This is a genomic window from Phormidesmis priestleyi BC1401 (genome assembly GCF_001650195.1).
Lineage (GTDB): Bacteria > Cyanobacteriota > Cyanobacteriia > Leptolyngbyales > Leptolyngbyaceae > Phormidesmis_A > Phormidesmis_A priestleyi_B.
In genome coordinates, this window is record NZ_LXYR01000027.1 from 38,526 (window position 1) to 49,871 (window position 11,346).

The following is an 11,346-nucleotide window of genomic DNA, read 5'->3' on the forward strand; positions in this document are numbered from 1 at the left end:
CTACAATCTCGCTTACTCTAAAAGATAGGAATCTGATCTACACCGATGACCTATCAACCGCTCCATCACAAATATCGTCCACAAACCTTTGCCCAACTGGTCGGGCAAGACGCGATCTCGACCACGCTTTCTAACGCACTTTGCCAAAGACGAATTGCACCCGCCTACTTATTCACCGGGGCACGAGGAACGGGGAAAACGTCCAGCGCTCGAATCTTTGCAAAATCGCTGAACTGCGTCGCTGTAAACGAGCCGACCGATGCCCCTTGCGGCGTGTGTGAAACCTGTCGAACTATCACCAATGGCTCTGCGTTGGATGTAATTGAGATCGATGCGGCAAGTAACACTGGGGTTGATAACATCCGCGAATTGATCGAGAGAGCGCAGTTTGCCCCAGTGCAGTGTCGATACAAAGTGTATGTGATTGACGAATGTTTAACGGGAGACACTTTAATCGAGACGAGCGAAGGACTGGTCAGAATTGATGATGCAAGTCTTAAGGGTAAGCAAGTTCTCAGCTACAGCGATGTATCAAACAAGTGGGAGTACAAAAAAGTTCTGAGATGGCTAGACCAAGGAGAGCGGCAAACCCTGGTTATTAAAACTACACACCGTGAGATTCGCTGCACTGACAACCATTTGATTAGAACTGACAACGGATGGATAGCCGCAAAAGACGTGAAAGAAGGAGTGAAGATACTATCCCCTGTGAATGTGGCTGTGGCACCTCCATCTACAGATACGGGATGGATGGCAGAATCCGCAGATTTTACACAGGTCATCAATTCAAGAGAAACGCTTACGGGCGGAAAGAGTACAACTTGGATGCAATCCTTGACCAAGCTGAAGTCTTTTGCCCATTTTGTGCCTGTGGCTGCGGTGACAAACTTGACTTGCCTGCCTTTCTCCAGAAAAAAGGGGCAGGAATTCTCACCATCAAATCTTATTGGCAGAAGCATCCCTACAAAAAAGGGCATGGAGTTTGGGACTACCGAACCACGCAGTTTATTGCAAACTCTGAAGAACTGGATGCAGAAATCTTGGGGCTTGTTTACGGAACTCTCTTGGGAGATGGTGCCATCACTTATCCAAACCCTCGCAGCAGATTTCCTAGATTATCTTGGACACACGGGATTAAGCAGCAAGATTGGATGGTATATAAAGCCTCTCGCCTTTCAGCCTTACGCCCTATCCTCCGCATCGTCCCTAATGCTGGATACGGGGATGTCTCCGTTTGCTGCCAAACCTTTTGCCACCCCAGTCTCAAACCAATCTCTGACGTTATTAAATCTACCTACGATCGCAAGATCGTTTCAGAGAAATGGCTTCGCCAGATTACGCCTGAAGGATTGGCTTGGTGGTATATGGACGACGGTTCTCTCTCACTCACACCCCACGGATGCCCTCAAATTCAATTTCATACAGAAGGATATTCTGCTGAAGAAAATCAACTCATCGCTGATTGGGTTACTGGGTTGGGATACTCTACCAAAGTCCGATCGTACAAAAGGGCAAGTGGAGGAAAGACCTATTTCTACACTGCTATGGGAGCAGACGCGTCTAAAAACTGGTTGTCAGACCTTAAACCTTTCTCAATCCCCTCAATGGAATACAAGTTTGGAGACGATCGAGTCTGTTCACCTCGCTGGAGTTGAGCGGGTGTATGACATTGAAGTCGAGGATAACCATAACTTTGTCGCCAATGGTCTGCTCGTTCACAACTGTCACATGCTTAGTTCAGCGGCATTCAATGCGTTGTTGAAGACATTAGAAGAGCCGCCCGATCGCGTCGTTTTCATCTTGGCAACCACTGACCCTCAGCGAGTGTTGCCGACCATTATTTCTCGCTGTCAGCGCTTTGACTATCGCCGAATTCCGTTAGAGCCAATGGTGCAGCATCTAGCGATGATTGCCGAAAAAGAGGACATCTCGATCGCGGACGATGCCCTACACCTAGTGGCTCAGATTTCTCAAGGCGGATTGCGCGATGCCGAAAGTCTGCTGGATCAGCTTAGTTTGTTAGCAGGCGAAGTTACCGTCGATCGAGTCTGGGATTTAGTCGGTGCGGTGCCAGAACAAGACTTGATGGCATTGGCAGAAGCGATCGCGACGAGCCACTCAGAAGCCGTTCTTGACCACACGCGTCGGTTAATGGATCGAGGACGAGAGCCGCTTATTGTGCTGCAAAACCTCGCGAGTTTCTACCGAGATTTGCTGATTGCTAAGACTTCACCCACTCGCAGCGATTTAGTGGCGCTCACGTCGCCCACTTGGAAAAAGCTCTGCACTTTTGCCCAAACGCAAGACTTAGGAACCATTCTCGTGGGGCAGCAGCATTTACGCAGCAGTGAACTACAGCTTAAAAATACGACTCAGCCCCGCTTGTGGTTAGAATTGACGCTGCTGGGGTTGATGCCTGCCGCGATCGTCGGTCAATCCAGTGAGACTTACCCAGTTCAGCCGTCGATCGTGCCTACCGCTCAAGAGCCGCTGCCACAAATCTCTAAGCCTATCGTGCGAGAAGCCGCTCCCGAATTTCCTCAGGCTGCTGCGACTCTGCCTGAAACCACAGCAACTCCGAAGGATGCTGATGACGAACTAGCCGGAACTTGGCAGCAGATTCTCAGCTATGTTGACATCCCGTCTACAAAAGGGATTGTCAGTGCAAATTGTCACCTCTTAGCCGTGAGCAAAGACGAGGTGATAGTCGGCGTTCGGGGCGAGTCGATGGTTAAAATGATTCAACGGATGTTGCCGCAGATTGGCAAGGCATCGGCTAAGGCGCTTAAGAGAGCCGTGAAAGTGAGCCTGCAAGTGTCAGAGGTCGGCACATCAAATTCTGCGTGGTCGATCGCCGATCAAGATGCTTCTAGAACACCTGAGCAGCCTTCGACCAATCGCCCTCCAGAACCTAATCGGCAACCCCAGCCTGAAGTGTCTCCAATTCCTACCGTCAGCGAGATTGTTGAGACAGCTCCTGCCGTGGTCAAGCCGCCTGAAGAAGTGACTGCGCCTGATTTGACTCAAACAAAGGGTTGGGAAGAAGATGAAGCCACCAAAGGTGCAAAAAGCCTTGCCTACGCGTTTAACGGTGCCGTTGTCAACCTAGACGATGACCTAGAGGTGCCTATTGATTCTGATTTGACGGTGATTAGTCCTCTAGCAGCAGACACGATCGAGCCAGAAGAACCCGAAGATGACGACGAGGAAGATGTCGATTTCTAATCTTCGGAATACATTGTGGACATCGCTGACAAAAGCGTGTGGAAGTAGATTTCTTAGCGTTGCTGAATGCAGATGTGAAATGCCCTCCTCACGAAGTGGGGCAAGCCCTCCCCAACCCTTCTCCTCAGGAAGAAGGGAGCCAGAATTCTCGTTCCCTCTCCTTTGGGGAGAGGGCTAGGGTGAGGGTCAATCTAGAAGAAGTTTATCCACCAGTTCAGCAACGCCGTTACTTCTATCCATCATCCAGCGTTAGAAAATCCTAGTGGTGATGATGTCCATGATCGTGACCGTGATCGTGCTCTGCGTGACTATGACCGTGATGATCATGATGATGGGGCTGCGAACCCGCCAACGATGGATTCACCGCCATTGCTTGCTCTGACATCAGCGCCTCAATTTGCGGATGCGCCCAGTCTGCCACCATTTGCAAGAATTCAGGGTCGTCGTTTGCGCACGCCATCTGCACATAGGTCACATCAGGACGCTTTTTACGCAGCCCGTGAATGATGTGATCGACATCTAACAGCGTCTCGTGATTTTCGGTGGCAAACCCGATCGGCATAAACACCAGCGCAGTTGCTCCCAAATCGATCAGGTTTCGTGCCGCTAAGTCTGCGTTGGGTTGAGTCCAATCGATCAGGGGAGTTTGGTGGTTGAGCCAGCCCACCGAGATTAAAGGATACTTGTAAAGTAGACGTTCGCGAACCCGATCGTAGAGTTTTTGACTCTCATCAATGCCTGACGTAAAGCCTTTCGCCTTGTGCGGACACCCGTGATTCATCAGCACGATCCCGATTTGAGAGGGCAGGTGCGCCACCGCTAAATCAGACTTAATTTTGTCTTCGACAAGCTTCGCCATCAAATTGATATACTCTGGCTCTGCATAAAAAGAAGGAATGTAGCGGGTTCCTTTCAGCCAGTGTTCTTGACCCGGATCTGCCAGAGATGACAGGGCATTATTGACTTGCTCAACGGCAATTCCACTGGTAAAAATCGAATCTACGACCAAAAGCGGGTAGATCAGAATCTTGTCAAATCCTTCTGCTTTGACTTCTTCTAAAACTTGATCAGGTAAGAAAGGCTTACAGAAGTTGAAGGCTTTAAAGACTTTGACGCGATCGCCCCAACGCTCTTGCAGCGCTTTCTCAACGCCTGCTCGCTGCTGCTCAAAAATGGCGTTGTGGGGCGAAATAAAGTGATCGTGTTGGTGGCTCCATTCGTGCAGGTCAAACACCGCTAAAAGCTTTGCCAAAGGTGGATAAACCCAAGTCGGAACTGGAGCAAATTTGGCGGTCAACAGGTTTAGCGCCTGCTCGTTATAGTTGGCAAAATCTTCATAGCTCTCGACCTCGCCGTAGCCCATTAACAAGACGGCAACGCGATCGCTAGGGGTCGAGGCTTCTAATTTAGATTGGTAGATTTTTTCGGGGGTAGCGACCACTTTTGATTCCTCAAATAAACGTAGATGGTACTAACTTGTCATGACGCGAAATATGGTGCAAATCTTCACCTATCCAAGGCTAACATTCCCCATAGGGCGTTAAAATCACCTTAAAGCGAGAGAAATGATGATTCAGCACAGATGCACCTGATGAATATTGTGATCTGTCCGGGGATTCATTCATCAGAACTCACTCAATGCTTTATTGCAGACTTGCAGTTCAGCCACAGTCCTCTTATTTTTCCAGCCGAAAAAGCGCCTGCCTATTCTCCTCTCCACATTTTAAAGTTTTTGTTAGATGCGGATTCGATCGAGCCTTTGCTTTTCGTGGCATTTAGCGCTGGGGTTGTGGGCGCGATTGGGGCGGCTCGTCTCTGGCAAAACCAGGGTGGCAGAATTAAAGCATTGATTGCGCTGGATGGATGGGGCGTTCCTCTCGCTGGAAACTTTCCGATTCATCGCGTCAGTCACGATCGCTTGACGGCTTGGAGTTCGGCGCTGCTTGACGGAGATAGCTCAGACAATTTCTATGCTGACCCTGCCGTGGATCATTTGACATTATGGCGATCGCCCCAGACCGTTCAAGGGCAATGGACACCTGCACACAAAGACTCCCGCTCAATCTCAACTACTGCCGCCAGTTTTATAACTGCGCTAGTGCAGCGATATGAGACCTCTGAACTAAGCGCAACATTAGACCTTCTGCGTGAATCTGGACAGCCCTCCTCACGCAGTGGGGCAAGCCCTCGCCAACCCTTCTCCCTGGGGAGAAGGGAGCTAGAACCTCCTGTTCCCTCTCCTTGGGGAGAGGACTAGGGTGAGGGCGAAGTATTCACGCAGGAGGTCTATTACAACGTATCTCGGCTTTACGTCCTCTTCAAGAGTCATCTGGGCAGACTGTCGCTAGAGTGTATTTCAGATACAGTTGTGATGGGTCTAACTAGACACTGCATAATGTTTAGACTTGACCCACAGAGAGGGGTTTCACCTGATTTTTAGGCGATTATTGATTCTATGCTTCCCACTCGTTCTCAGCCCTCTCGAACTGGCTTTTTAGCGCTGCTTCACAATCGTCCCTTCATGCTGTTGTGGACTGGTCAAATCTTGTCTCAACTGGCAGACAAAGTATTTTTTGTGTTGTTGATTGCGTTGCTAAATGACTATGGCTCTTCTCCCGAAACCGCCAACTCAATGCGCTCTGCGGTGATGATTTCAGCCACGTTACCCGCCATTTTTTTTGGATCTGCGGCAGGCATTTTTGTCGATCGTTACGATAAGAAGGCAATCTTGAGCGGCTGCAACATTTGGCGCGGAGTGATGCTGTTGTTGCTACCCCTACCATTTTTGCCAAAAGCATTCGGGATTTTATTGGCGATCGCCTTTTTAGAGTCGGTGCTGACTCAGTTTTTTGCACCAGCCGAACAAGCGGCGATTCCCTTATTGGTCAAGCGAGAGAATCTGCTAACAGCGAATGCAGTCTTCACCACGACAATGATGGGTTCGTTGATTGTAGGATTCGCGATCGGTGATTCTCTGCTAGTCAAGGCGGTTGAGTTTAATGCTGATTGGGGGCGAGAAATTTTAGTCGGTGGGCTATATTTCTTGGCTGGAACTGTGCTTTATTTGGTTCCTCTCAAAGAGGGAAAGCGGCAAACCGAGACGGCGGTTGTGCATCCGTGGAGCGACTTTAAAGAGGGGTTAGCCTACTTGAGGAAAGATCGGTTGGTCAGCTATGCGATGCTGCAACTCATGATTCTTTACTCGGTGCTGGCGGCTCTAGTGGTCTTAACGGTCAACTTGACGAGCAAAATTGGGCTAGAGCCAACGCAGTTTGGGCTATTGCTGGCTGCGGCAGGCGTAGGCATGGTGTTTGGGGCAGGAGCACTGGGTCATTGGGGCGATCGCTTCCGCCACAAGCCGCTTCCTCTGGTGGGGTTTGTCTGCATGGCATTTGTGCTGACGATGTTTTCGTTTACCTCCAACAAAGAGCTGAGTTTCATACTATCTAGCTTCTTTGGGTTAGGAGCCTCCTTGGTTGCGGTGCCAATGCAGACTGTAATTCAGCAACGCACTCCAGAGGCGATGCGCGGCAAAGTATTTGGCTTTCAAAATAACATTGTAAATATTGCACTCAGCCTGCCTCTGGCGATCACAGGACCGCTCATTGACGCGATTAATAATCTGGTTGCCCGAAATCCTCAAGCTGAACTGGGGCTACGATCGGTGCTGATTGGTATGAGTGTTGTCGTGACGATCGTGGGCGTTTGGGCATGGCGCAGCACTCGACAAGTTTTGCGAGATGTAGTTTGAGATGATGAGAATGTCAGCATAATTTGACACAATCACCAAAGCATAAATTGACTAGACTGTAGAGGTAGGTAGGGTCGTGGCTCGATCGTCCACAATGAGTCTCGACAGGGATCAGAATCGGCACTACACTGGATCTCTATCTATTGCATCTTTAAGATACAAAATTATCCACTTAGACGGTTTGGCGAGGTTCCCCAGTGCAATTGCAACGAGTGGCAGTACAGCGGGTGACAGGTGGCTTTGCGCTCATTGACAGCCTTAGACGGCACGGCGTTAAGCACATCTTCGGGTATCCAGGTGGAGCGATTCTGCCGATTTATGATGAGCTTTATAAGGCAGAAGCGATCGGCGGCATTCAGCACATCTTGGTTAGACATGAGCAGGGGGCAGCCCACGCCGCCGACGGATATGCTCGTGCAACAGGGCAGGTTGGCGTGTGTTTTGCCACGTCAGGTCCCGGTGCGACCAATCTGGTTACTGGAATCGCGACCGCACACATGGATTCGATTCCGATGGTGGTAGTGACAGGGCAAGTGCCTCGATCTGCGATCGGCAGTGATGCCTTTCAAGAAACGGATATTTACGGAATTACGCTGCCGATCGTCAAACATTCCTATGTGGTGCGTGACCCTAGAGACATGGGGCGGATTATCGCAGAAGCGTTCTACATCGCCAGCACAGGCAGACCAGGACCTGTGTTAGTCGATATTCCTAAAGATGTCGGCACTGAGATCTTTGACTATGAGCCTGTTGAGCCGGGTTCTGTGCGACTGCCAGGATATCGCCCGACGGTAAAGGGCAACCCGCGCCAGATTGGACAGGCATTGAAGCTGATTCGGCAGGCTAAACAGCCGCTGCTGTACGTAGGGGGTGGCGCGATCGCTGCCAATGCTCACGCTGAAGTCAAAGAACTCGCGGAACGCTTTCAGCTTCCCGTCACGACTACTTTAATGGGCATTGGTGCGTTTGATGAGCATCATCCACTCGCCGTTGGAATGCTGGGAATGCACGGCACTGCTTACGCCAACTTCTCGGTGACAGAGTGTGATTTGCTGATTGCAGTTGGGGCGCGATTTGACGATCGAGTCACAGGCAAACTCGACGAATTTGCTTCGCGTGCCAAGGTGATTCACATCGACATCGACCCGGCAGAAGTGGGCAAGACGCGATTGCCCGACGTGCCGATCGTCGGCGATGTCCGTCAGGTTCTGCTCGATTTGCTGGAGCGCAGTCACGAAGACGGTGACCCTGCTACATCCGATCACACGAGCCAATGGTTGGAGAGAATCGATCGCTGGCGCGAAGATTATCCGCTCGAAGTGCCTCGCTACCCTGATAAACTGTCTCCTCAAGAAGTCATTGTCGAATTGGCGCAGCAGGCTCCCAACGCGTTCTACACGACCGATGTTGGGCAGCATCAAATGTGGTCGGCGCAATTTCTCAAAAACGGTCCTCGTCGCTGGATTTCTAGCGCAGGTCTGGGCACAATGGGCTTTGGGCTTCCGGCGGCGATGGGTGCCAAGGTTGCGGTCGGGGACGAGCAGGTCATCTGCATTAGCGGCGATGCCAGTTTTCAGATGAACTTGCAGGAGTTGGGCACGCTGTCACAGTATGGAATTGCTGCCAAAATTGTGATTATCAACAACGGCTGGCAGGGCATGGTGCGTCAGTGGCAAGAAGCTTTCTGGGAAGGGCGCTATTCGTCGTCGAATATGGAGCCGTCAATGCCTGATTTTGTCAAGCTAGCAGAGGCGTATGACATTAAAGGCATGATGATTAGCTCTCGCGACGAGTTGAGCAGTGCAGTTGCCGAAATGCTGGCGCACGATGGACCTGTGCTGATGGATGCACGAGTCAAGCGAGACGAAAACTGCTACCCGATGGTGGCTCCGGGCAAGAGCAATGCTCAGATGTTGGGGTTGCCCGATCGCAAGAGTCTAGAACGCGCTACTGAACTGATGTATTGCAGCAGTTGCGGGGCAAAGAATGTCACCAGTAACAAGTTCTGCCCTGAGTGTGGCACCAAACTATAGGGAGTTTGAACCGCCCTAGCTCTCAGCAATTGGGAACTCAGGGCGGTTTGGGTCAGGCTTTGGTAAGTCGATGCAGCCACATGAAATTTACGCCTTCGGGTGAACTTTTGCTTTGAATCAGATTATTTGAGTAGTGCAAATTCTCGCCCGTGAGGTCTTTGCGATATCCGTAGGCTGTCCACTCGCCGTAGGGATCGTTGACAAAAAATCCAGTGCGATCGTAGCCTCGAATCACGATGATATGACCAAAACTGGTGAAATATCCGTGGAGGATGCAAGGGCGACCTTCGGCGATCGCTTTGCGAATATCGGAGAGTCTGCCCTGCGTCGTAAAGTCGTCTCTAACCCCGTAAGCGCGTGCCATTCTCGCCAAATCTTCTGGGTCGTGGCGACTTAACCGATTTTGCTCCATATAGCGATAGAGTTCGTCTTCAAACTGCACCGCATTGGTCTTCTGCCGAATCTGAAGATAGCGCATCACCATTGCAAAACTGGTGACATTACACGCGCCCCCCGGATTTTCAGCATTGTCTAACTGACTTCGATAGGGCACGTTTAAACGCTTGGCTGCGGGAAGCCCGATCGTCGGCAGGGCGATCGGCAGAGACGGTCTGCGCGTGGCGGTTGTGACCTGTCCCTGACTGTTAATCAACTGAACGTGGGGCAGATAGACAAACCAGGTATTGCGCGGCGGATTGCTCAAAAATTCAATGACTAGCGCAATCTTGAGGTGATTGTTGCCCACCAGTTTCCAAGAGTGAATCTCGAAGACCCGTCCCGCTTCGATATTGACTTTATCTTGAGCCGATAGCCGTGCGGAATCTTCGGTAGACTGCTTGAATGTGGTGGTTTGGAGAACTTTCAGCTTCATAGTGTAACCGTTGATCCAATAGAATGCCTCAAAGATTTTGTCAAAGAGGACTGAGAGTACAGATTACCCGATTGGCAACTGCGATGTTGAGGAGACGTTCCGCTGGAAAGTCTCTGCGGGGTTTGGGGGGTTATGACTCGATCGAGCTAGCCGCTAACTGTTTGAGGGGCGATCGCTCAAATTGCGCCAACAAATCTGCGGGATTGTCGTAAATCGCTAGTGCGCCCGCTAGTTGAGAATCGTCGAAACCGCCACACCGGAACGCAATTACATCTACGCCTGCCGCGTTTGCAGCTTGGATATCGTAAGGGGTATCTCCTAACATAATTGCCCGATCGGAGTCTAATTTTGCTTTTTTTAACGCCGCTTGCACCAAATCAGGAGCAGGCTTTGAGGTATCAGTATCATCCGACGTTGTAATCGGTTCCTCTTCTAATAAATCATCCACTTGGGCAGCTTTGAGCAACACTGAAAGTTCCTCGCTAGTTGCCGAGCTGGCAACGACCAGCTTAAATTCTTCTTGCTTGAGTTTTAGAATCAAATCCCGTGATCCGGGTGCAGGAGACAAGCTAGAACCGAACTTGTGGATGATCAGTTCTTTGCGACGATCGGCGATTTGTTTTCCTACGCCTTCGTCACCCGAAAGTTCTGAAGCCATACGCGGAACCACCTGATCGGCACCCATACCAATCAATGGACGCACCTGCTCAAACGAAATGTCGTAGCCAAATGCGGCAAACGCCTCGACCCAAGCGTGGGCGTGAGCATCGTTGCTGATCACCAGCGTGCCATCAACATCGAGAAGAATGCCTTTTTTTGAGCCTGTGAGATCTGAGAGATTGTCGCCCACTTTAGCGATCGTCGCCTTAGCATTTGAGGCAAGATCCGATGCCCCTTGCTGAATCCCGGCGGCAACTCCGCTAGTATCTTGAGTCAGTTCTTTTTTGACATCTAGTAAAGCATCTAACGGTTGCCCAGACTGCATTGAGCCGATTCTGCTGCGGGTGGTGTAGTAACCTGATTTATGGGATTTTGTGTTTTCGAGAGATGCCCCATACGCGCTCAGCGTGCCGCCCAAAATCGCGCCGATCGGACCTGCCACTAGCGCACCGAGAAATCCTCCGATCGTGCTGACTCCTGCGACTCCAACGACTGGATGAACAGGAGGAGTTTTGACTTCTTCGACCGTAGAATCAACCGTTGTGTCGATGGAGTTTGTGATAGTTTCAGTCTCATTGGTCATGCCGCCCTCCAGATGTTCAACATCTCATTCTAGAACGCCTCATTTTAGAAAGTCTGACCGAATACGATGTCTACTTTAGGAGCGATCTTGTCAGATCTGTTGAGAGGCATTCAACGATCGGGAATACAATAGACCTAGATGACGCTGGCAAAAGCGGCGTTAGAGGATGTTTTAAAAGTAGTCGTTGGTGGCATGACCCGCCCGTGATTGAAAATCACGGTCT

General features: G+C 50.6%; 7 protein-coding genes. 4 read left to right on the forward strand and 3 right to left on the reverse strand.

Going from position 1 to position 11,346, the window contains the following annotated elements:
- Positions 1-45: 45 nt before the first annotated feature.
- Positions 46-3,225 (forward strand): DNA polymerase III subunit gamma/tau, encoded by a 3,180-nt coding sequence (dnaX, locus tag A8707_RS30485; RefSeq protein ID WP_068818048.1) that lies wholly within the window; start codon positions 46-48, stop codon positions 3,223-3,225.
- Between the two features lie 259 nt (positions 3,226-3,484).
- Here dnaX and A8707_RS14985 read toward each other — a convergent pair whose 3' ends face one another.
- Complete coding sequence (locus A8707_RS14985) at positions 3,485-4,666, reverse strand: ferrochelatase (RefSeq protein WP_068818049.1); 1,182 nt, start codon at positions 4,664-4,666, stop codon at positions 3,485-3,487.
- 150 nt (positions 4,667-4,816) lie between these two features.
- Between A8707_RS14985 and A8707_RS14990 the strand changes: the two genes are divergently transcribed.
- The 3 genes from A8707_RS14990 to ilvB all read left to right on the forward strand — a co-directional run bounded on the left by A8707_RS14990 (position 4,817) and on the right by ilvB (position 9,009).
- A complete protein-coding gene (locus A8707_RS14990; protein WP_197484782.1) occupies positions 4,817-5,482 on the forward strand; it encodes a hypothetical protein in 666 nt (221 codons plus the stop codon).
- Positions 5,483-5,680: 198 nt separating this feature from the next.
- Positions 5,681-6,976 carry an MFS transporter gene (locus tag A8707_RS14995; protein WP_068818051.1) on the forward strand — a complete coding sequence of 432 codons (1,296 nt, stop codon included), beginning with the start codon at positions 5,681-5,683 and terminating at the stop codon, positions 6,974-6,976.
- Positions 6,977-7,173: 197 nt separating this feature from the next.
- Positions 7,174-9,009, forward strand: coding sequence for a biosynthetic-type acetolactate synthase large subunit (ilvB, locus tag A8707_RS15000; RefSeq protein WP_068818052.1), 1,836 nt, complete (start codon positions 7,174-7,176; stop codon positions 9,007-9,009).
- A 52-nt stretch (positions 9,010-9,061) separates the two neighbouring features.
- Here ilvB and A8707_RS15005 read toward each other — a convergent pair whose 3' ends face one another.
- Together A8707_RS15005 and A8707_RS15010 are read right to left on the reverse strand one after the other, a co-directional pair.
- Positions 9,062-9,880 carry a C39 family peptidase gene (locus tag A8707_RS15005; protein WP_068818053.1) on the reverse strand — a complete coding sequence of 273 codons (819 nt, stop codon included), beginning with the start codon at positions 9,878-9,880 and terminating at the stop codon, positions 9,062-9,064.
- Positions 9,881-10,010: 130 nt separating this feature from the next.
- A complete protein-coding gene (locus A8707_RS15010; RefSeq protein ID WP_231948092.1) occupies positions 10,011-11,123 on the reverse strand; it encodes an HAD family hydrolase in 1,113 nt (370 codons plus the stop codon).
- Positions 11,124-11,346 lie beyond the last annotated feature (223 nt).

Excerpts from the sequence above, each read along its gene's own strand:
- dnaX (WP_068818048.1), top strand. The coding sequence starts at position 46 with ATGACCTATCAACCGCTCCATCACAAATATCGTCCACAAACCTTTGCC.
- A8707_RS14990 (WP_197484782.1), top strand. The coding sequence starts at position 4,817 with ATGAATATTGTGATCTGTCCGGGGATTCATTCATCAGAACTCACTCAA.
- A8707_RS14995 (WP_068818051.1), top strand. The coding sequence starts at position 5,681 with ATGCTTCCCACTCGTTCTCAGCCCTCTCGAACTGGCTTTTTAGCGCTG.
- A8707_RS15005 (WP_068818053.1), bottom strand. The coding sequence starts at position 9,880 with ATGAAGCTGAAAGTTCTCCAAACCACCACATTCAAGCAGTCTACCGAA.
- A8707_RS15010 (WP_231948092.1), bottom strand. The coding sequence starts at position 11,123 with ATGACCAATGAGACTGAAACTATCACAAACTCCATCGACACAACGGTT.